Source organism: Rhizobium vallis, assembly GCF_003985155.1.
Lineage (GTDB): Bacteria > Pseudomonadota > Alphaproteobacteria > Rhizobiales > Rhizobiaceae > Rhizobium > Rhizobium vallis.
Window position 1 is genome coordinate 98,569 of record NZ_ML133697.1, and the last position, 19,957, is coordinate 118,525.

Consider the following 19,957-nt stretch of genomic DNA (forward strand, 5'->3'; position numbering starts at 1 on the left):
CATGTTACAAGATAAAGACCGCATCTTTACCAACATTTACGGCCTCAAGGACAAATCCCTGAAGGGCGCGATGAGCCGCGGCCATTGGGACGGCACCAAGCAGATCCTCGAAAAGGGCCGTGACTGGATCATCAACGAGATGAAGGCATCCGGTCTTCGCGGTCGTGGCGGCGCCGGCTTCCCGACTGGCCTCAAATGGTCCTTCATGCCGAAGGAAAGCGACGGCCGTCCGCATTATCTCGTCGTCAACGCCGACGAATCCGAGCCTGGCACCTGCAAGGACCGCGACATCATGCGCCACGATCCGCATACGCTGATCGAAGGCTGCGTCATCGCAAGCTTCGCCATGGGCGCCAATGCGGCCTACATCTACGTGCGCGGCGAATATATCCGCGAGCGCGAAGCGCTGCAGGCGGCGATCGACGAATGTTATGACTATGGCCTGCTCGGCAAGAACAACAAGCTCGGCTGGGACATGGACATCTTCGTCCATCACGGCGCCGGCGCCTATATTTGCGGCGAGGAAACCGCGCTGCTCGAAAGCCTCGAAGGCAAGAAGGGCCAGCCGCGCCTGAAGCCACCGTTCCCGGCCAATATGGGTCTCTACGGCTGCCCGACGACTGTTAATAACGTCGAATCGATCGCTGTCGCTCCGACGATCCTGCGCCGCGGCGCCGGCTGGTTCTCGGCTATCGGCCGCCCGAACAATGTCGGCACCAAGCTGTTCATGCTTTCCGGCCACGTCAACAAGCCGTGCACGGTCGAAGAGGAAATGGGCATCACCTTCCGCGAACTGGTCGACCGCCACGCCGGCGGTATCCGTGGCGGCTGGGACAATCTGCTCGCCGTCATTCCGGGCGGCGCATCCTGCCCGATCGTTCCGGCCAAGGACATCATCGATTGCCCGATGGATTTCGACGGCCTGCGCGGCGTCGGGTCCTCCTTCGGCACGGCTGCGGCAATCGTCATGGACAAGTCCACCGACGTCATCAAGGCGATTGCCCGCATCTCCGCCTTCTTCAAGCATGAGAGCTGCGGCCAGTGCACGCCCTGCCGCGAAGGCACAGGCTGGATGTGGCGCGTGATGGAGCGCATGGCCAAGGGCAACGCCCAGAAGCGCGAAATCGACATGCTGTTCCAGGTGACGAAGCAGATCGAAGGCCACACCATCTGCGCGCTTGGCGACGCCGCCGCATGGCCGGTGCAGGGTCTGATCCGTAACTTCCGCCCCGAGATCGAAAAGCGCATCGACCAGTATACGGCAAGCGCGCTCGATCACGGCGCGGTTCTGGAGGCGGCTGAATAATCATGGCGGACAAGGCATCTGATGGCAGGAAGAAGGAAGAGGCTGCCGATTTCGCGGCCGGCTTCGGCCGGCTTGCCGCCGAGATGCTGGAAAATGCACGGGCGATGCCGGTGCATCCGCTGATGGCGCATCCCGCTGCAGCTTTTGCCGCCGCAACCGCGATCGGCGTCGGTCTCTCGACTCAGATGGCGGGCGCCTTCTTCGGTGCCTTCCAGAGCGCCCTGGAAACCACCGGCAAGCTCGCCGCCGCTCTCGATGACACTCCGCCGGAAGAGCCGACGCCCGACGTCGATATTCGGCAGGAGAATATTCGCCCGGCCGTCAAGACTATCGCCAGGCCGGCGGCCGAGAGCAAGCCGGTTGTCGAAAAGAAGGCAAGGCCCAAACTGACGGTCGTTGCGCCGGTCAGCGCACCGATGCCTGTCAGCAAGCCGGCGCCGGCCGCAAGGGCGAAGCCGGCTACGCGGCCCGGGAAGGCCGATGATCTGAAGCTGATCGCCGGCATCGGCCCGAAGCTTGAGCAGGTGCTGAATGCCAAGGGCATTCGCAGCTTTGCCGAGATCGCCGGCTGGAGCGACGAGGAAATCGCTCGGCTCGACGCCGAACTCGGATTCAACGGCCGCATCGGTCGTGATGACTGGCCCGGCCAGGCAAAAGTTCTCGCGACACGGGGTCGCAGGAAGAGATGAAAAGTGTCCGGTCGTTTCAATCGGCCGGAAAAAGCGGGCAGATCGGCGGACGGGCGGGGGCCTCAAGCCGCAGATGCCAAGCGGGTTCCGGATCTGGAACGCGCGACAGAGAATTTGGGCGACATCAGATGTCGGCAGGACGAAAGATCCGGCTTGGCAATAAGAGTGTTGCAAAAATAGGTTTGTTTGCCGTCATCAGGCAAACGGGAAACAGGACTGAGCGACGATGGCAAAACTGAAGATTGACGGCAACGAGATCGAAGTTCCGGATCATTTCACGCTGTTGCAGGCGTGCGAGGATGCCGGCGCCGAGGTTCCGCGCTTCTGCTTCCATGAGCGCCTGTCGGTTGCCGGCAATTGCCGCATGTGCCTCGTCGAGGTGAAGGGTGGCCCGCCGAAGCCGCAGGCATCCTGCGCCATGAGCGTTCGCGACATTCGCGGTGGCCCGAACGGCGAATTGCCTGAGGTCTTCACCAACACCCCGATGGTCAAGAAGGCCCGCGAAGGCGTGATGGAGTTTCTGCTGATCAACCATCCGCTCGATTGCCCGATCTGCGACCAGGGCGGCGAATGCGACCTGCAGGACCAGGCAATGACCTTCGGCATCGACACCTCGCGCTATCAGGAAGACAAGCGCGCCGTCGAGGACAAGTATATCGGTCCGCTCGTCAAGACGGTGATGAACCGCTGCATCCATTGCACGCGCTGCGTCCGCTTCACCACCGAAGTCGCCGGCATTTCCGAACTCGGCCTGATCGGCCGCGGCGAGGATGCCGAGATCACCACCTATCTCGAACAGGCGATGACCTCCGAATTGCAGGGCAACGTCGTCGACCTTTGCCCGGTCGGCGCGCTCACCTCCAAGCCCTTCGCCTTCACTGCACGCCCCTGGGAATTGAACAAGACCGAATCGATCGACGTGATGGATGCCGTCGGTTCGGCGATCCGCGTCGATACCCGCGGCCGCGAAGTGATGCGTATTCTGCCGCGCGTCAACGAGACGATCAACGAGGAGTGGATCTCCGACAAGAGCCGCTTCATCTGGGACGGCCTGAAGACCCAGCGCCTCGACCGGCCTTACGTTCGCCGCGACGGCCGCCTGCAGCCTGCCACCTGGGCCGAGGCTTTCGGCGCCATCAAGGCCGCCGTCAGCGCCACCTCGGGTGACAAGATCGGCGCGATCGCAGGCGATCTTGCTTCCGTCGAGGAAATGTATGCGCTCTCCGAGCTGGTCAAGTCGCTCGGATCTGAGAATCTCGACTGTCGCCAGGATGGGACGGCACTTGATCCTTCGCTCGGCCGTGCAAGCTATCTCTTCAACCCGACCATTGCAGGCATCGACCAGGCCGACGCGCTGCTGATCATCGGCGCCAATCCGCGCTTCGAGGCGGCCATTCTCAACGCCCGCATCCGCAAGCGCTGGCGCCGCGGCAAGTTCCCGATCGGCGTGATCGGCGAGCGGGGCGAACTGCGCTACAGCTATGATTATCTCGGTGGCGGTCCCGACACGTTGAAGGATCTGGTCGACGGCACCCACGCCTTTGCCGAAGTGCTGAAGAACGCCGCCAAGCCGATGATCATCATCGGCCAGGGCGCGTTGTCGCGCACCGACGGCGCCGGCGTTCTCGCAAGCGCTGCCAAGCTCGCCGGTTCGGTCGGCGCGGTCGTCGAGGGCTGGAACGGTTTTGCCGTCCTTCATACCGCAGCATCCCGCGTCGGTGGCCTCGATCTCGGCTTCGTGCCGGGCGCCAAGGGCGTCAACGTCGCCGAAATGCTGACGGCAATGGACGTGCTCTTCCTGCTCGGCGCCGACGAACTCGACTTCACCGCCAAGAAGGCCAAGCTCACCGTCTATATCGGCTCGCACGGCGATAATGGCGCGCACCATGCCGACGTCATCCTGCCGGCTGCTGCCTATACCGAAAAGTCCGGCACCTGGGTCAATACCGAAGGCCGCGTCCAGATGGGCAATCGCGCAGGTTTTGCGCCCGGTGACGCTCGCGAGGACTGGGCGATCATTCGCGCTCTTTCCGACGTGCTCGGCAAGAAGCTTGCCTTCGATTCGCTGAGCGAATTGCGCGCTAAGCTCTACGCCGCTTTCCCGCATTTCGCCGCCATTGACGAGATCGCCGAAACCGATAGCGCCCAAATTGCCGCAGTCGCGAAAAAAGCCGGCAAGATGAACAAGTCAGGGTTTGCGTCGCCGGTCAAAGACTTCTATTTGACGAACCCGATAGCGCGCGCCTCGGCTGTCATGGCCGAGTGCTCGGCATTGGCCCGCAACAACTTCAAAGTCGCGGCAGAGTAAGGGCAGGGGACTATGGATTCTTTCTTTTCGACCTATGTCTGGCCGGCGATCATCATGATCGGTCAGTCGCTGCTGCTTCTGGTCTGCCTGCTCGTCTTCATCGCCTACGTGCTGCTCGCCGACCGCAAGATCTGGGCGGCCGTGCAGCTGCGCCGCGGCCCGAACGTCGTCGGTCCCTTCGGCCTGTTCCAGTCCTTCGCCGACCTTCTGAAGTTCGTCTTCAAGGAGCCGATCATTCCGGCCGGCGCCAACAAGGCGGTCTTCCTGCTTGCGCCGCTGGTCACCGTGCTTCTGGCGCTCTCCACCTGGGCAGTCGTGCCGCTCGCCGACGGATGGGTGATCGCCAACATCAATGTCGGCATCCTCTATATCTTTGCGATCTCCTCGCTTGAGGTCTACGGCATCATCATGGGCGGCTGGGCTTCGAACTCGAAGTATCCGTTCCTCGGTGCGCTGCGTTCGGCTGCGCAGATGGTGTCTTATGAAGTCTCGATCGGCTTCGTCATCGTCACCGTGCTTCTCTGCGTCGGCTCGCTGAACCTGACCGATATCGTCAATGCGCAGCATACCGGCCTCGGCACCATGCTCGGCCTGCCGGCGTCGTTCCTCGACTGGCATTGGCTGTCGCTCTTTCCGATGTTCATCGTCTTCTTCATTTCGGCGCTCGCCGAGACGAACCGTCCGCCTTTCGACCTTCCGGAAGCAGAATCGGAACTCGTCGCCGGCTTCATGGTCGAATACGGCTCTTCGCCCTACATGATGTTCATGCTCGGCGAATATGCGGCCGTCTGTCTGATGTGCGCGCTGACGACGATCCTCTTCCTGGGCGGCTGGCTGCCTCCGGTCGATATCTGGATCCTCAACTGGGTTCCCGGCATCATCTGGTTCACGCTGAAGGCCTGCCTGGTGTTCTTCATGTTCGCGATGGTCAAGGCCTTCGTTCCACGCTACCGCTACGACCAGCTCATGCGCCTTGGCTGGAAGGTTTTCCTGCCGCTGTCGCTCGCCATGGTCGTCATCGTTGCATTCGTGCTGAAACTGACGGGATGGGCATGATCATGTCCGCTCTCGTTTCTGGCAATATTGGAGGTTGAAGATGGCAAGCGTGTCCAGCTCCATCAACTCGCTGTTTCTCAAGGAATTCGTCGGCGCTTTCTTCCTGTCGATGCGCTATTTCTTCCGCCAGAAGGCGACCATCAACTATCCCTTCGAAAAGGGTCCGGTTTCCCCGCGTTTCCGCGGTGAGCACGCGCTGCGTCGTTACCCGAACGGCGAGGAGCGCTGCATCGCCTGCAAGCTCTGCGAGGCGATCTGTCCTGCCCAGGCGATCACCATCGAGGCCGGCCCGCGGCGCAACGACGGCACGCGCCGCACGGTGCGCTACGACATCGATATGGTGAAGTGCATCTATTGCGGCTTCTGCCAGGAAGCCTGCCCGGTCGACGCGATCGTCGAAGGCCCGAATTTCGAATTTGCGACCGAAACCCGCGAAGAACTTTATTTCGACAAGGCGCGGCTTCTGGATAACGGAGACCGGTGGGAGCGCGAAATCGCACGCAACATTGCGATCGATTCTCCGTACCGCTGATTGAGATTTTGAAATGCCGCGATAGCGCCTAGGCGTCGTGGTCAATATGCACAGGAGCTTTGCCGGTTAGCACCGCGCAAAGCTCTATCGGGCAGGGAAACTCCCGGCTGCCCGGGGGAAGATGAAAAAGGCACCAACATGGGTCTGCAGGCTCTATTTTTCTATCTTTTCGCCTTTGTCGCGGTGGCGTCGGCGTTCATGGTCATCTGGGCGAAGAACCCGGTTCACTCGGTTCTGTTCCTGATCCTGGTGTTCTTCAATGCCGCCGGCCTCTTCCTGCTGCTCGGCGCCGAATTCCTGGCGATGATCCTGCTCGTCGTCTATGTCGGCGCCGTCGCTGTTCTCTTCCTCTTCGTGGTGATGATGCTCGACATCGACTTCACCGAGCTTCGCGCCGGTGTTCTCGAATATGCGCCGATCGGCGGCCTGATCGGGGTGATCCTGGCAGCCGAGCTGATCGTCGTCATCGGCGGCAGCGTCATCTCGCCTGAGATCGCCAAATCAGTCGCGATGCCGATCCCGGCACTCAGCGAGCGCACCAATACGGCAGCTCTCGGCGATGTTCTCTACACCAACTACGTCTACTTCTTCCAGATCGCCGGCCTGGTGCTGCTGGTGGCCATGATCGGCGCGATTGTTCTGACGCTGAGGCACCGCACCAACATCAAGCGGCAGAATATTTCCAGGCAGGTTGCCCGCACGCCCGCTACCGCCGTCGAGGTGGTGTCGGTCAAGCCGGGGCAGGGCGTCTAAGGCAGGTCAAGGAACAAAAACATGGTCATCGGTCTTTCCCACTACCTGACGGTCAGCGCCATTCTCTTCACGCTCGGCGTCTTCGGCATCTTCCTGAACCGGAAGAACGTCATCGTCATCCTGATGTCGGTCGAACTGATCCTGCTTGCCGTCAACATCAACATGGTCGCCTTCTCCTCCTTCCTGAACGACATCGTCGGCCAGGTCTTCGCGCTGTTTATCCTGACGGTTGCGGCTGCCGAGGCGGCGATCGGTCTTGCAATTCTCGTTGTCTTCTACCGCAACCGCGGCTCGATCGCGGTCGAAGACGTCAATATGATGAAGGGCTGAGTGGCTCATGTTCCTCTATAAGGCTATCGTCTTTCTTCCCTTGATCGGCGCGATCATCGCCGGCCTTTTCGGCCGTGCGATCGGCGCCAAGGCTTCGGAATATGTCACCAGCGGCCTGATGATCATCGCGGCGATCCTCTCCTGGTTCGTCTTCTTCACCGTTGGCATGGGCCATGCCGAAGGCGGCCCAATCAAGGTCGAGGTACTGCGCTGGATCCAGTCCGGCGGTATCGACGCCTCCTGGTCGCTGCGCGTGGATACGCTGACTTCGGTCATGCTGATCGTCGTCAATACGGTCTCGACGCTGGTGCATGTCTATTCGATCGGCTACATGCACACCGATTCGCACCGCCCGCGTTTCTTCGCCTATCTCTCGCTTTTCACCTTCGCCATGCTGATGCTGGTGACCTCGGACAATCTTGCCCAGATGTTCTTCGGCTGGGAAGGCGTCGGTCTCGCCTCCTATCTCTTGATCGGCTTCTGGTTCAAGAAGCCGTCGGCGAGCGCTGCGGCGATGAAGGCCTTCATCGTCAACCGTGTCGGCGACTTCGGCTTCGTGCTCGGCATTGCCGGCGTCTTCGTGCTGTTCGGCTCGATCAATCTCGACACGATCTTCGCCAATGCTTCGAACTTCGCTCCGCATGAAGGCGGCGGCGAGGCGGGCGAGGTGATCCTCAACCTCTTCGGCATGCAGCTTGACAAGGCGCATGCGCTGACCGGCATCTGCCTGCTGCTCTTCATGGGCGCGATGGGCAAGTCGGCACAGTTCCTGCTGCACACCTGGCTGCCGGACGCCATGGAAGGCCCGACCCCGGTCTCGGCCCTCATTCATGCCGCGACCATGGTCACCGCCGGCGTCTTCCTCGTCGCCCGCATGTCGCCGCTCTTCGAACTGTCGCCGGATGCGCTCGTCGTCGTCACCGTGATCGGCGCGATCACCGCCTTCTTTGCGGCGACCGTCGGTCTCGTGCAAAACGACATCAAGCGCGTCATCGCCTATTCAACCTGCTCGCAGCTCGGCTACATGTTCGTGGCGCTCGGGGTGGGGGCCTATGGCGCGGCGATCTTCCATCTCTTCACGCATGCCTTCTTCAAGGCGCTGCTCTTCCTCTGCGCCGGTTCGGTCATCCATGCCGTCGATGGCGAGCAGGACATGCGCTACATGGGCGGCCTCTATCCGCACATCAAAGTTACCGGTGTTCTCATGATCATCGGCACGCTGGCAATCACCGGCGTCGGCATTCCCTTTACGCCGATCGGCTTTGCCGGCTTCTTCTCCAAGGACGTGATCATCGAGGCGACTTATGCTTCGCATTCGCCGGTCTCGGGCTTCGCCTTCTCGCTCCTGGTCATCGCGGCTCTGTTCACAAGCTTCTATTCCTGGCGCCTGATCTTCATGACCTTCTTCGGCAAGCCGCGTGCTTCGCACGAGGTCATGCACCACGTGCACGAGTCGCCGCAGGTCATGCTGGTACCGCTCTACCTCCTTGCGATCGGCGCGGTGCTTGCGGGCGTGATTTTTGAAGGCCGCTTCTACGGCGAGGAATATGCCGAGTTCTGGAAGGGCGCACTCTTCACCGGCGCCGAGAACGAACTCGTTGAACAGTTCCATCACGTTCCGGCGCTCGTGGGCTTGAGCCCCTTCATCGCCATGCTGCTCGGCTTCGTCATCGCCTGGTATATGTATATCCGCTCGCCGCAGACGCCGCGCATCCTCGCGCAGCAGCACCGCGTGCTCTACCAGTTCCTGCTGAACAAGTGGTACTTTGACGAGCTCTACGACTTCCTTTTCGTCCGCACCGCAAGGGCCCTCGGCCGCTTCCTGTGGAAGAAGGGTGATGTCGGCGTCATCGATACCTACGGCCCGAACGGCGTCGCCGCCCGCGTTGTCGCCGTCACCGATCGCGTGGTCCGCCTGCAGACCGGTTACCTCTATCACTACGCCTTCGCCATGCTGATCGGCATCGCGGCGCTTGTTACCTGGATGATGCTCGGGAGTTCCTTCTGATGACCGATTGGCCTATTCTTTCAACGGTCACCTTCTTGCCGCTGGCCGGCGTCGTGCTCCTGTTGCTGATGAACGGCGAAAGCGAAGCCGGACGGAAGAACGTACTGTGGATCTCGCTGATCACCACCGTCTTCACCTTCATCGTCTCGCTCGTCATCTGGATCGGCTTCGACAATGCCAATCCCGGCTTCCAGATGCTCGAAAAGCATGACTGGCTCGGTACCGGCATCGGCTACCATGTCGGCGTCGACGGCATCTCGATGCTGTTCGTCATCCTGTCGACCTTCCTTATGCCCTTCTGCGTGCTGGCGAGTTGGCTCTCGATCGAGAAGCGCCTGAAGGAATACATGATCGCCTTCCTCATCCTGGAAACGATGATGATCGGCGTCTTCGTCTCGCTTGATATCGTGCTCTTCTACGTCTTCTTCGAGGCGGGCCTCATCCCGATGTTCCTGATCATCGGCGTCTGGGGCGGCAAGGACCGCGTCTACGCGAGCTACAAGTTCTTCCTCTACACGCTGCTCGGCTCGGTGCTGATGCTGCTCGCTATCATGGCAATGTACTGGCAGGCAGGCACGACGGATATCACCGCGCTGCTCGCCTACAAGTTCCCGCCGGCACTGCAGACCTGGTTATGGTTGGCCTTCTTCGCCTCCTTCGCGGTGAAGATGCCAATGTGGCCGGTCCATACCTGGCTTCCGGATGCCCACGTTCAGGCGCCGACGGCAGGCTCGGTGATCCTGGCCGGCGTGCTCTTGAAGCTCGGCGGTTACGGTCTCATCCGTTTCTCGCTCGGCATGTTCCCGGTCGCGTCCGATTATTTCGCGCCGCTCGTTTTCGCCCTGTCGGTCATCGCCATCATCTATACCTCTCTGGTGGCGATGATGCAGGACGACATCAAGAAACTGATCGCCTATTCCTCGGTGGCGCACATGGGCTACGTGACCATGGGCATCTTTGCCGCCAACGTGCAGGGCGTTCAGGGCTCGATCTTCCAGATGCTGTCGCACGGCATCGTCTCCGGCGCGCTCTTCCTCTGCGTCGGCGTCGTCTACGACCGCACCCACACCCGCGAGATCAATGCCTATGGCGGTCTCGTCAACAACATGCCGAAATATGCCGTCGCGATGATGGTCTTCACCATGGCCAATGTCGGGCTTCCCGGCACGTCGGGCTTCATCGGCGAATTCCTGACGCTGATAGGCGTCTTCCGGGTCAATACCTGGGTCGCGCTCTTTGCCGCCACCGGCGTCATTCTCTCGGCCGCCTACGCGCTCTGGCTTTATCGCCGGGTGATCTTCGGTGCACTGGAGAAGGAAAAGCTGAAGGCGCTGCTCGATCTTTCGCCACGCGAGCAGCTGATCCTCTATCCGCTGGTTGCACTGACTATCTTCTTCGGCGTTTACCCCGCTCCGGTCTTCGATGCGACGGCCGCCTCGGTGGATCTGCTGGTCAATAACTACACGGCCGCCGTGCACGCAGCGCAGAATATTGCGCTGTCTATGAATTGATGACGGGACTTATCGGACATGACCGCTGAAACCATTCTCCTCAGTCTGCATCTTTCCGTGCCGGAGCTCATCCTCGCGGTCGGCGCCCTTGTCCTGTTGATGGTCGGCGTCTTCTCCGGTGAACGGTCAGGCCCCGTCGTCACCGGCCTCGCCATCGTCCTCTTCCTGGCCGCCGGCCTGTGGCTGCTCTTCGTGCCCGCCGAAGGCCTTGCCTATGGCGGCGTCTACATGGCCGACGGCTTCTCGCGCTTCATGAAGCTGGTCGCGCTCACCGGTTCGCTGGTCGCCCTGTTCATGACGATCGGCCACGGCAGGGAAAACCAGCTCGACAAGTTCGAATTCCCGGTTCTCCTGGTGCTCGCGACCCTCGGCATCCTGCTGATGATCTCGGCCAACGACCTGATTTCGCTCTATCTCGCGCTGGAGCTGCAGTCGCTGGCGCTCTATGTCGTCGCCGCGATCAATCGCGACAGCCTGAAATCGACCGAAGCCGGCCTCAAATATTTCGTTCTCGGCGCGCTGTCTTCCGGCATGCTGCTCTATGGCATGTCGCTGGTCTATGGCTTTACCGGCCACACCCACTTCTCCGAGATCGCCCAGGCGCTGACGGTCGAAGGCGCGCGTTCGCTCGGCCTCGTCTTCGGTCTTGTGTTCATCCTCGCCGGCATCGCCTTCAAGATCTCGGCCGTTCCCTTCCACATGTGGACGCCGGATGTTTATGAAGGTGCGCCGACGCCGGTCACCGCTTTCCTCGCTGCAGCCCCCAAGGTGGCGGCCATGGCGATGATGACCCGCATCGTCATCACCGCCTTCCACCCGGTTCTGGCGGACTGGCAGCAGGTCGTCGTCTTCATCTCGATCGCTTCGATGCTGCTCGGCTCGTTTGCCGCGATCGGCCAGAAGAACATCAAGCGACTGATGGCCTATTCCTCGATCGGCCACATGGGTTATGCGCTGGTCGGCCTTGCCGCCGGCAACCAGACCGGCGTTACCGGCGTCATGCTTTACATGGTCATCTATATGGTCATGACGCTTGGCACCTTTGCGATCATCATGTCGATGCGCCGCAAGGATGGTACCGTCGTCGAGGAGGTCAACGATCTCGCCGGCCTTTTCACGACCAACCCGTTCATGGCCGTGGTGCTGACGGCGCTGATGTTCTCGCTCGCCGGCATCCCGCCGCTTGCCGGCTTCTTCGCCAAGTACTTCGTCTTCGTCGCCGCCATCGAAGCCAAGCTCTATGCGCTCGCCATCATCGGCGTTCTCGCCTCGGTCGTCGGCGCCTACTATTATCTGCGCGTCATCAAGCTGATGTGGTTCGATGAAGCGACCGGCGAATTCGCGCGGGTCTCCGGCGCGCTGCGCCTGGTCTTCGGCCTCTCCGGTCTCTTCGTGACCGCCTATGTCCTCATCGGCGGGCCGATCGGCGGCGCGGCCGAGCTCGAGCGACGCTCTTTTGATGGCTTCCGACGGACGGCGCCGGATATCGCTGGGCGATTTCAGGCACGAGGCTCTGTCGGAAACATCGTCCACCAATAGTGAATGCCTCGCCCGGGCTCGGGCGGGGGATGGCGGCAACCTCTGGGTGACCGCTGAAAGGCAGACCGGCGGCCGCGGTCGCCGCGGTAGGCTTTGGGTTTCCGAACCCGGCAATCTCTACGCCTCCCTTCTCCTGATCGACCCGGCGCCAATGGAGCGCCTGGGCTCGCTGCCGCTGGCGGTCGCCATCGCCGTGCACCAGGCAATCCGCAGGGTGTTACCGCCGGGTGCCGAGCCGCTCGAGGTCAAATGGCCGAACGATATCCTCATCGGCAGAAAGAAGACCTGTGGCATCCTCGTTGAAGGCGAAGGCCTGCCGGACGGGCGTTATGCGCTGATCGTCGGCATCGGCATCAATGTCTCGGTGATGCCGGACAATCCCCTTTACCCCGTCACCTGTCTGCGTCAGCAGGGGGGTGCAGCCTCGCCGGAGGAGCTCTTCGCTCATCTCTTCGCCGCGATGGCCGATGTGCTTGATATTTGGGATCAGGGCCGCGGTGTCAGCGAGATCACCGCGCGTTGGCGCGCGATCGCTTGCGGCATCGGTGAAAAGATCACGGTCAATTTACCGGACCGGTCGATTTCCGGACAATTCGCCGGGATTGATGATAATGGCTTGTTGATGCTCGATACCGGCGCTGGCAGGATGATGTCCATTGCTGCCGGCGATGTGTTTTTTGGATAGCGGAAAAAACGAAAATTATGGCGAAACAGGACGAACTGGTATTCTTGCCTCTGGGCGGCGTTGGCGAGATCGGTATGAATCTCGCCCTTTATGGCTACGGCCCGCCCGAGCATCGCCAGTGGATCATGGTCGATTGCGGCGTCACCTTTCCGGGACCCGACCTGCCGGGCGTCGACCTCGTACTGCCCGATATCCGCTTCCTCGCCAGCGAGCGCAAGAACCTCAAGGCGATCATCATCACCCATGCGCATGAAGACCACTATGGGGCTCTCGCTGATCTCTGGCCCGGCCTCAACGTACCGGTCTACGCCTCCGGCTTTACATCAGGTCTGCTCGAAGCCAAGCGCAATTTCGAGAAGGCGACGATCGGTGAAGTGCCGGTGACGCCGTTCAAGGCAGGCGACACGATCAATGTCGGCCCTTTCAGCATCGAAGGTGTGGCCGTCAACCATTCGATCCCCGAGCCGATGTCACTGATGATCCGCACGCCGGTCGGCAATGTCATCCATACCGGCGACTGGAAGATCGACCACGAGCCATCGCTCGGGCCGCTGACCGACGAGACACGGTTCCGTCAGCTCGGCGACGAGGGGGTGCTGGCGCTGATGTGCGACTCCACCAATGCGCTGCGCGACGGTGTTTCGCCCTCCGAGAAGGATGTGTCGGAAAGTCTGCGCAAGATCATCGAAAATGCCGAGGGCCGGGTGGCGATCACCACCTTCTCGTCGAATGTCGGGCGCATCCGTACCGTCGCCGAAGCGGCCGAGGCGGCCGGCCGTGAAGTCCTGCTGCTCGGCAGCTCGCTGAAGCGCGTCGTCGACGTTGCCCAGGATATCGGCCTGATGGAAGGCGTGAAGCCCTTCATCTCCGAGGAGGAATACGGCTATATCCCGCGCGACAAGGTCGTCGTCATCCTGACCGGCAGCCAGGGCGAGTCCCGGGCAGCCCTTGCCAAGCTCTCCCGCGACGAGATGCGCAATGTGGCCTTCGCCGCCGGCGATATCGTCGTCTTTTCCTCGCGCGCCATTCCCGGCAACGAGAAGGCGATCCAGGATATCAAGAACGGTCTCGTCGAGCAGGGTGTGCACATCATCACGGACACCGAGGCGCTGGTCCATGTTTCCGGCCATCCCAGGCGCAACGAGTTGCAGCGGATGTACGAATGGACGCGGCCGAAGATCGTCGTGCCGGTGCATGGCGAGGCGACGCATCTGACGGCGCATAAGGAACTTGCCGAGCAATCCGGCATCGCCCTGGTGCCGCGCGTGCGCAACGGCGATATCCTGCGGCTGGCGCCAGGCCCCGCCGAGGTGATCGGCGAGGCGCCGCATGGCCGCATTTATAAGGACGGCACGCTGATCGGCGATTTCGACGAGATGGGTATCGGCGAACGCAAGAAGCTCTCCTATGTCGGCCATGTCGCGGTCAGCGTCGTGCTCGACGCCCGCTATGAAATCATCGGCGATCCCGATCTCGTCTCGATCGGCCTGCCGGTCTATGACGACGAGGGCGAGGAGATGGAAGACACGCTCTTCGATGCGGCCGTCGGCGCCATCGAGAGCATTCCGCGCGCCCGCCGCAAGGACATCGATATGCTGCAGGAGGCCGTGCGCCGCGCCGTCCGCGCGGCCGCGAACCATGCCTGGGGCAAGAAGCCTGTCGTCACCGCCTTCGTTACCAAGGTCTGACCATGCTCGGCCGGGTGAACCATATCGCCATTGCCGTTCCCGATCTGGCCGTGGCGACGGCAGCCTATCGCGACACGCTGGGTGCTGCGGTATCGCAGCCGCAGGCTCTGCCGGAACACGGCGTCACTGTCGTCTTCGTCGAATTGCCGAACATCAAGGTCGAATTGCTGCAACCGCTCGGTGATATCTCCCCGATCGCAGCCTTCCTCGAAAAGAACCCGTCCGGGGGCATGCACCATATCTGTTACGAGGTGGATGATATCCTTCTCGCCCGCGACCGGCTGCTCGAGGCGGGCGCGAGAGTGCTCGGCGACGGCCAGCCGAAGACCGGTGCCCATGGAAAGCCGGTGCTCTTTTTGCACCCCAAGGATTTCTTCGGAACGCTGATTGAACTCGAGCAGGCCTGAACGGGCTGCGGCAGAGTGACCCAAAAGGGGCTAAACCTGCTGTCCGCTTTGAGTTGTCCGCCATTCCGCCGTATAAGGACGCGCAAGTGCCGATGCGGCATTAACGGGAAACATGATGCTCCAGCTTTTTCTCCAGGGATTTGCCGTCTATTTCATTATCTGGTGGATGACGCTTTTCGCGGTCCTGCCGATCGGCCTGCGCACCCAGGCCGAGGATAATGACGTCGTGCTCGGCACCGTTCCGAGTGCGCCCACCCGGTTTCGCGCCGCTTTCGTCTTTTCGCTGACGACGCTGATTTCGGCTGCGATCTACGGCCTCTGGTACGTCTCCGACACCTATTTCGGTTGGGGCTTCGATGCTCTTCCACAACTCGGTCCGAGCTTCTATTAAGAAGTAGCTTTTGCTCAAACTTTGAGCAGATGTAAATTCGGCATGCCGGATTCCGTCATACTAACGTCATGCTTTTACGGCAAAGAGCTTGCGTAACGGAACGGGGGCCATCTCCTTACGGAAGGCACCGGTTCTTTTGAATGGGGTGGAAGCCGAAAAACCAAAAAAAAACAAGGCTAAAAGCCTTGTTTTAAGTATCGCGTGATCTGTAACCGTTGCCGGGGCAGCGACGAGCGCGCCTAAGATCTGATCCTCCCAAGACTTGACCGCGAATTTGGCAGGAATTAACTTCCCTGCCTGTTTTGTAAGCTAAAGCTAGCTCAAACATTGGGCTTTGTCATTACCTTTTTTTGCATTTTTGCTACACCCTAGCAAAATTTTTCTATTGACAAGATTTTCGTTCAAGTCCTTATAAACACGCGCTTTTTCACACCCTTTCATTTTGCGGGTGCGAACATGCGCTTTGGGGAGGTTGCCAACGTCCGTTGCGGGTTTCCTTCCTGCCGCGAAGCGGCTATGAACGCTCCCGACATTAACAATTGTCTTCGATTCCGTTTCTCCGCGGGATCTCAACTGCTCGGAATCCGCCATGCGTCTGTCCCGCTTTTTCATGCCCATCCTCAAGGAAAACCCTAAGGAGGCGGAAATCGTCTCCCACCGGCTGATGCTGCGCGCCGGCATGATCCGTCAGCAGTCGCAGGGCATCTATTCCTGGCTGCCGTTAGGTAAGAAGGTGCTGGATAAGGTCAACAACATTATCCGCGATGAGCAGAACCGCGCCGGCGCCATCGAGCTTTCGATGCCGACCCTGCAATCGGCCGAGCTCTGGCAGGAAAGCGGTCGCTACGACGCCTATGGCAAGGAAATGCTGCGCATCAAGGACCGCCAGGATCGGCCGATGCTCTACGGTCCGACAAACGAGGAGATGGTGACGGACATTTTCCGCTCGTCCGTCAAATCCTATAAGGATCTGCCGCTCAATCTCTATCACATCCAGCTGAAGTTCCGTGACGAGATCCGTCCGCGTTTCGGCACCATGCGCTCGCGCGAGTTCATGATGAAGGACGCCTATTCCTTCGATCTGACGCGCGAAGGGGCGGAGCATTCCTATAACAAGATGTTCGCCGCCTACCTCAGAACATTCGATCGGCTCGGCCTGCGCGCCATCCCGATGCGCGCCGACACCGGCCCGATCGGCGGCAACCTCAGCCATGAATTCATCATCCTCGCCGATACTGGCGAATCCGAGGTCTTCTGCCACAAGGACTTCGTCGGTTTCGATATCCCCGGTGAAAACACTGATTTCGACAGCGTCGAGGGCCTGAAGGCGATCTTCGACAAATGGACGTCGCTCTATGCTGCGACCTCGGAAATGCACGACGAAGCGGCCTTCAACGCCGTTCCCGAAAGCGACCGCCTTTCGGCGCGCGGCATCGAGGTCGGCCATATCTTCTATTTCGGCACGAAATATTCCGAGCCGATGGGTGCGAAAGTGCAGGGGCCTGATGGCAAGGAACACTTCGTTCACATGGGTTCTTACGGTATCGGCCCGACACGCCTTGTTCCCGCCATCATCGAAGCATCGCATGACGACAACGGAATCATCTGGCCGGCATCCGTCGCGCCCTTCGATATCGTTGTGATCAACATGAAGGCGGGCGATCAGGCCTGCGACGATACTTGCGAGCTGATCTATGCCGCGCTGACCAAGGCTGGCAAGGATGTGCTCTACGACGATACCGACGACCGGGCCGGCACGAAGTTCGCGACCGCCGACCTGATCGGCGTACCTGTCCAGATCATCGCCGGGCCGCGCGCGGTCGCAAACGGCGAAGTCGAGGTGAAGGACCGCAAGACCGGCGCCCGCGAAACGATGACCATCGAAGCGGCGATCAATCGGTTCGTGGCTTAAGGAAACGGAGGCGAAATGGCAGAGGCAGCAGTGGACCGGAGTTCCAAATCCGGCTTGGGTCCGGCTGGCAGGCCATTTTCCACCTTCGAACGCCTCGTGGCGTGGCGCTATCTGCGCGCCCGCCGCAAGGAGGCCTTCATATCGGTGATCGCCGGCTTCTCCTTCGTCGGCATCATGCTGGGCGTTGCGACGCTGATCATCGTCATGGCCGTCATGAACGGCTTCCGCACTGAGCTCGTCTCACGCATCCTCGGCATTAACGGCCACATGATCGTGCAGCCGGTCGATGGCCCCTTCACCGATTATCCCGAACTCGCCAGCAGGCTCGCGGGCGTGCCCGGCGTCAAGATGGCGCTGCCTTTGGTGGAAGGCCAGGTGCTTGCCTCCGCCCAGGCCGGCGGCAGCACGGGCGCCCTGGTTCGCGGCGCCCGCGCCGAAGATCTGACAAAACTCAAGACGATCTCGCAAAACATCAAGTCCGGCGACATGGTAGGCTATGCCTCCGGCCAGGGCGTGCTGATCGGCACCCGCATGGCCGACCAGCTTGGTCTGCGCGTCGGCGACCTGATTACACTGACGTCGCCGGATGGCGATATCACGCCGATGGGCGTCAGCCCACGCGTCAAGTCCTACAAGATCTCCGGCCTCTTCGAGATCGGCATGTCGGAATACGACTCCTCGATCATCTTCATGCCGCTCGAGGAGGCGCAGCTCTATTTCAATGCAGAGGGACTGGTGCAGTCGATCGAGCTCTTCGTCGACAACCCCGACGACATCAAGAATCTCAGGCCCAAGGTCGAGGGGGCGGCCGGACGGCAGATATCAATTACCGACTGGCAACAGCGCAACCAGACCTTCTTCTCCGCCCTGCAGGTCGAGCGCAACGTCATGTTCATGATCCTGACGCTGATCGTGCTCGTGGCCGCGTTGAATATCATCTCCGGCCTCATCATGCTGGTGAAGGACAAGGGCAGCGATATCGCCATCCTGCGCACCATGGGCGCCAGCGCCGGCGCGATCATGCGCATCTTCTTCATGACGGGGGCGGCCATCGGAATTGTCGGCACCGTTGCCGGTGTGCTGCTCGGCGTTCTCGTCTGTGTCAACATCGAGTCCATCCGCCAATTCTTCTCCTGGATCTCAGGCACCGTGATCTTCAATCCACAGGTCTATTTCCTCAGCCAGTTGCCGGCGGAGATGGATATCAGCGAAACGATCTCGGTTGTCATCATGGCGCTTAGCCTCTCCTTCATCGCGACTATTTTCCCCGCCTGGCGCGCCTCCAGGCTCGATCCGGTGCAGGCTCTGCGCTACGAATAAGGAATGCCGCATTCATGAAACGCAACGTCGTTCTTAAGCTTACCGGCGTCGAGCGCCATTACGGGCAGGGCGATACACTGCTGACGATCCTGAAAGGCGCGGATTTCTCGCTGTCGAAAGGCGAGATCGTCGCTCTCGTGGCGCCCTCCGGCACCGGCAAGTCGACGCTGCTGCATGTCGCTGGTCTGCTGGAGCATCCGGATGGCGGCGAAGTCACCATCAACGGCAATGCCTGCGACGGCCTTCCCGATGAGAAGCGCACAGCCATCCGCCGCAGCGAGATCGGCTTCGTTTATCAATTCCACCACCTCTTGCCGGAATTTTCCGCGCTTGAGAATATCATGATGCCGCAGCTGATTGCCGGACTGTCTTGGAAGGAAGCCGGCGAGCGGGCCGGTCAGCTCCTCGATTACATGCGCATCGGCCATCGCGGCTCGCATCGCCCGGCCGAGCTTTCCGGTGGCGAACAGCAACGCGTCGCGATCGCCCGGGCCGTCGCCAATGCGCCGGCCCTGCTTCTTGCCGACGAGCCCACAGGCAATCTCGACCCGGAAACGGCAAGCTACGTCTTCGACGCGCTGGAAGCGCTGGTGCGTCAATCCGGCCTTGCCGCCCTCATCGCCACTCACAATCACGAGCTTGCCCGCCGTATGGATCGGCGCGTGACGATCTCCGACGGCAAGATCGTCGATTTCTAGTGCATGTCGCCCCAAAGTGTGCGGCGGCTTTTGGGGTAACGACATGCACAAATCAAAGATTTAAACCAGCGATCAGGGAATGATCAGCCCGCCGCGATAATCAAGCACATAGGCCTTCCGGCCGTCGACCATGATGCATTCGCTGCCGCTGAACCGCTCGCAGCGGCCTTCACTGCGATCGACATAGCGGCCGAATGAATGTTCGAATTCCATTCCGCCAAGAAATCGGCCTTCGCGATACATTGCTGAAAGCGCCGCCTTGATCACCGTTCCGGCTCCACTGCCGTTGATGAGATCAGGCGCGACGACGCAGCCGAAATAATTCATCGCCCAGACGGGTTCGCCGGCAAGCCAAACCACCTCCTGGCCGGAAAAATCGGTGCCGCCGAAATAGCTGTCGAGATACCGCCAGTCGCCGCGATCGTACCCGATATCGTGAGCGCCCGGCCGACAGGGCAGGCGCGGCACACCGCCGCCGACATAGGTCGCGGCCTTGGCCTCCACGATAAATTCGTTCAGCATCAACGTATCGAGCATTATCGTCTTCCTCCTGACTCATCTGGCACCAACGTAGCAGGGTGAGCGGAACATAAATAGAACAAAACGGGCGAAATTCGCTCAATCGTCCGTGGGAATTGCCTCGGCTGCCGGACGATCTGCGGCGATCCGTTTGGGTCTGAAGGCCGAGCCCGTTGGGGCCGCGTGCTCAAAGACGGCATCGAGACGGCGGCGATTCGGCGCGTCGCGAACAAGATTTTCAAACGCAAGCTACGAGGAAAAGATTCCTGTTGACATGCGAACATAGATGGAACAAATTAGAAACA

Annotated in this window: 18 protein-coding genes and 1 pseudogene; 17 read left to right on the top strand and 2 right to left on the bottom strand. The window is 60.7% G+C overall.

The genetic code is table 11. The features are described from left to right. The first annotated feature begins 1 nt into the window (after position 1). The 14 genes and pseudogenes from nuoF to EFQ99_RS27630 all read left to right on the top strand — a co-directional run bounded on the left by nuoF (position 2) and on the right by EFQ99_RS27630 (position 15,203). On the top strand, positions 2-1,306 hold the full coding sequence (gene nuoF, locus EFQ99_RS27565) for an NADH-quinone oxidoreductase subunit NuoF (RefSeq protein ID WP_003547378.1): 1,305 nt from the start codon (positions 2-4) through the stop codon (positions 1,304-1,306). A gap of 2 nt (positions 1,307-1,308) precedes the next feature. Continuing rightward, entirely contained in the window at positions 1,309-1,995 is a 687-nt protein-coding gene (locus EFQ99_RS27570) for a 5' DNA nuclease (protein WP_126924361.1), read from the top strand. 226 nt (positions 1,996-2,221) lie between these two features. Continuing rightward, positions 2,222-4,303 carry an NADH-quinone oxidoreductase subunit NuoG gene (gene nuoG / locus EFQ99_RS27575; protein WP_126924362.1) on the top strand — a complete coding sequence of 694 codons (2,082 nt, stop codon included), beginning with the start codon at positions 2,222-2,224 and terminating at the stop codon, positions 4,301-4,303. Between the two features lie 12 nt (positions 4,304-4,315). Further along, on the top strand, positions 4,316-5,359 hold the full coding sequence (gene nuoH / locus EFQ99_RS27580; protein WP_126924363.1) for an NADH-quinone oxidoreductase subunit NuoH: 1,044 nt from the start codon (positions 4,316-4,318) through the stop codon (positions 5,357-5,359). Between the two features lie 40 nt (positions 5,360-5,399). Further along, entirely contained in the window at positions 5,400-5,891 is a 492-nt protein-coding gene (gene nuoI / locus EFQ99_RS27585; RefSeq protein WP_126924364.1) for an NADH-quinone oxidoreductase subunit NuoI, read from the top strand. A gap of 138 nt (positions 5,892-6,029) precedes the next feature. After that, positions 6,030-6,644, top strand: a complete 615-nt coding sequence (locus EFQ99_RS27590) for an NADH-quinone oxidoreductase subunit J (RefSeq protein ID WP_126924365.1) — start codon at positions 6,030-6,032, stop codon at positions 6,642-6,644. A 21-nt stretch (positions 6,645-6,665) separates the two neighbouring features. Then, the gene (nuoK, locus tag EFQ99_RS27595; RefSeq protein ID WP_003587269.1) at positions 6,666-6,974 is read left to right on the top strand and encodes an NADH-quinone oxidoreductase subunit NuoK; all 309 of its coding nucleotides are present in this window, start codon (positions 6,666-6,668) and stop codon (positions 6,972-6,974) included. 7 nt (positions 6,975-6,981) lie between these two features. Further along, on the top strand, positions 6,982-8,982 hold the full coding sequence (nuoL, locus tag EFQ99_RS27600) for an NADH-quinone oxidoreductase subunit L (protein ID WP_126924366.1): 2,001 nt from the start codon (positions 6,982-6,984) through the stop codon (positions 8,980-8,982). After that, the gene (locus EFQ99_RS27605; protein ID WP_126924367.1) at positions 8,982-10,493 is read left to right on the top strand and encodes an NADH-quinone oxidoreductase subunit M; all 1,512 of its coding nucleotides are present in this window, start codon (positions 8,982-8,984) and stop codon (positions 10,491-10,493) included. Before nuoL ends, EFQ99_RS27605 begins: the two co-directional genes overlap by 1 nt. 18 nt (positions 10,494-10,511) lie before the next feature. Beyond that, a pseudogene (gene nuoN, locus EFQ99_RS27610) lies at positions 10,512-11,936 on the top strand (NADH-quinone oxidoreductase subunit NuoN); the annotation flags it as partial. Between the two features lie 16 nt (positions 11,937-11,952). Next, a complete protein-coding gene (locus EFQ99_RS27615; protein WP_126924368.1) occupies positions 11,953-12,717 on the top strand; it encodes a biotin--[acetyl-CoA-carboxylase] ligase in 765 nt (254 codons plus the stop codon). A 17-nt stretch (positions 12,718-12,734) separates the two neighbouring features. Then, positions 12,735-14,405 (top strand): ribonuclease J, encoded by a 1,671-nt coding sequence (locus EFQ99_RS27620; RefSeq protein ID WP_126924369.1) that lies wholly within the window; start codon positions 12,735-12,737, stop codon positions 14,403-14,405. A 2-nt stretch (positions 14,406-14,407) separates the two neighbouring features. Further along, positions 14,408-14,812, top strand: a complete 405-nt coding sequence (gene mce / locus EFQ99_RS27625; protein ID WP_126924370.1) for a methylmalonyl-CoA epimerase — start codon at positions 14,408-14,410, stop codon at positions 14,810-14,812. A 115-nt stretch (positions 14,813-14,927) separates the two neighbouring features. Next, positions 14,928-15,203 carry a DUF1467 family protein gene (locus tag EFQ99_RS27630; protein ID WP_126924441.1) on the top strand — a complete coding sequence of 92 codons (276 nt, stop codon included), beginning with the start codon at positions 14,928-14,930 and terminating at the stop codon, positions 15,201-15,203. 315 nt (positions 15,204-15,518) lie between these two features. Here the strand turns inward: EFQ99_RS27630 and EFQ99_RS35170 are convergent, their stop codons facing one another. Further along, positions 15,519-15,794 carry a hypothetical protein gene (locus tag EFQ99_RS35170; RefSeq protein ID WP_164736449.1) on the bottom strand — a complete coding sequence of 92 codons (276 nt, stop codon included), beginning with the start codon at positions 15,792-15,794 and terminating at the stop codon, positions 15,519-15,521. Here EFQ99_RS35170 and proS point away from each other — a divergent pair. Genes proS through EFQ99_RS27645 form a run of 3 tightly spaced genes read left to right on the top strand, consistent with a single transcriptional unit; the run spans position 15,793 to position 19,133 of the window. Continuing rightward, positions 15,793-17,115, top strand: a complete 1,323-nt coding sequence (gene proS, locus EFQ99_RS27635) for a proline--tRNA ligase (RefSeq protein WP_126924371.1) — start codon at positions 15,793-15,795, stop codon at positions 17,113-17,115. The genes EFQ99_RS35170 and proS overlap by 2 nt on opposite strands. A gap of 15 nt (positions 17,116-17,130) precedes the next feature. Next, a complete protein-coding gene (locus EFQ99_RS27640) occupies positions 17,131-18,435 on the top strand; it encodes a lipoprotein-releasing ABC transporter permease subunit (protein WP_126924372.1) in 1,305 nt (434 codons plus the stop codon). Between the two features lie 14 nt (positions 18,436-18,449). After that, the gene (locus tag EFQ99_RS27645) at positions 18,450-19,133 is read left to right on the top strand and encodes an ABC transporter ATP-binding protein (RefSeq protein ID WP_126924373.1); all 684 of its coding nucleotides are present in this window, start codon (positions 18,450-18,452) and stop codon (positions 19,131-19,133) included. Positions 19,134-19,205: 72 nt separating this feature from the next. On the opposite strand, the gene EFQ99_RS27650 is transcribed toward EFQ99_RS27645, so the two are convergent. Continuing rightward, on the bottom strand, positions 19,206-19,670 hold the full coding sequence (locus EFQ99_RS27650; RefSeq protein ID WP_126924374.1) for a DUF5680 domain-containing protein: 465 nt from the start codon (positions 19,668-19,670) through the stop codon (positions 19,206-19,208). Between the last annotated feature and the right edge of the window lie 287 nt (positions 19,671-19,957).

Excerpts from the sequence above, each read along its gene's own strand:
- nuoF (WP_003547378.1), top strand. The coding sequence starts at position 2 with ATGTTACAAGATAAAGACCGCATCTTTACCAACATTTACGGCCTCAAG.
- EFQ99_RS27570 (WP_126924361.1), top strand. The coding sequence starts at position 1,309 with ATGGCGGACAAGGCATCTGATGGCAGGAAGAAGGAAGAGGCTGCCGAT.
- nuoG (WP_126924362.1), top strand. The coding sequence starts at position 2,222 with ATGGCAAAACTGAAGATTGACGGCAACGAGATCGAAGTTCCGGATCAT.
- nuoH (WP_126924363.1), top strand. The coding sequence starts at position 4,316 with ATGGATTCTTTCTTTTCGACCTATGTCTGGCCGGCGATCATCATGATC.
- nuoI (WP_126924364.1), top strand. The coding sequence starts at position 5,400 with ATGGCAAGCGTGTCCAGCTCCATCAACTCGCTGTTTCTCAAGGAATTC.
- EFQ99_RS27590 (WP_126924365.1), top strand. The coding sequence starts at position 6,030 with ATGGGTCTGCAGGCTCTATTTTTCTATCTTTTCGCCTTTGTCGCGGTG.
- nuoK (WP_003587269.1), top strand. The coding sequence starts at position 6,666 with ATGGTCATCGGTCTTTCCCACTACCTGACGGTCAGCGCCATTCTCTTC.
- nuoL (WP_126924366.1), top strand. The coding sequence starts at position 6,982 with ATGTTCCTCTATAAGGCTATCGTCTTTCTTCCCTTGATCGGCGCGATC.
- EFQ99_RS27605 (WP_126924367.1), top strand. The coding sequence starts at position 8,982 with ATGACCGATTGGCCTATTCTTTCAACGGTCACCTTCTTGCCGCTGGCC.
- EFQ99_RS27615 (WP_126924368.1), top strand. The coding sequence starts at position 11,953 with ATGGCTTCCGACGGACGGCGCCGGATATCGCTGGGCGATTTCAGGCAC.
- EFQ99_RS27620 (WP_126924369.1), top strand. The coding sequence starts at position 12,735 with ATGGCGAAACAGGACGAACTGGTATTCTTGCCTCTGGGCGGCGTTGGC.
- mce (WP_126924370.1), top strand. The coding sequence starts at position 14,408 with ATGCTCGGCCGGGTGAACCATATCGCCATTGCCGTTCCCGATCTGGCC.
- EFQ99_RS27630 (WP_126924441.1), top strand. The coding sequence starts at position 14,928 with ATGCTCCAGCTTTTTCTCCAGGGATTTGCCGTCTATTTCATTATCTGG.
- proS (WP_126924371.1), top strand. The coding sequence starts at position 15,793 with ATGCGTCTGTCCCGCTTTTTCATGCCCATCCTCAAGGAAAACCCTAAG.
- EFQ99_RS35170 (WP_164736449.1), bottom strand. The coding sequence starts at position 15,794 with ATGGCGGATTCCGAGCAGTTGAGATCCCGCGGAGAAACGGAATCGAAG.
- EFQ99_RS27640 (WP_126924372.1), top strand. The coding sequence starts at position 17,131 with ATGGCAGAGGCAGCAGTGGACCGGAGTTCCAAATCCGGCTTGGGTCCG.
- EFQ99_RS27645 (WP_126924373.1), top strand. The coding sequence starts at position 18,450 with ATGAAACGCAACGTCGTTCTTAAGCTTACCGGCGTCGAGCGCCATTAC.
- EFQ99_RS27650 (WP_126924374.1), bottom strand. The coding sequence starts at position 19,670 with ATGCTCGATACGTTGATGCTGAACGAATTTATCGTGGAGGCCAAGGCC.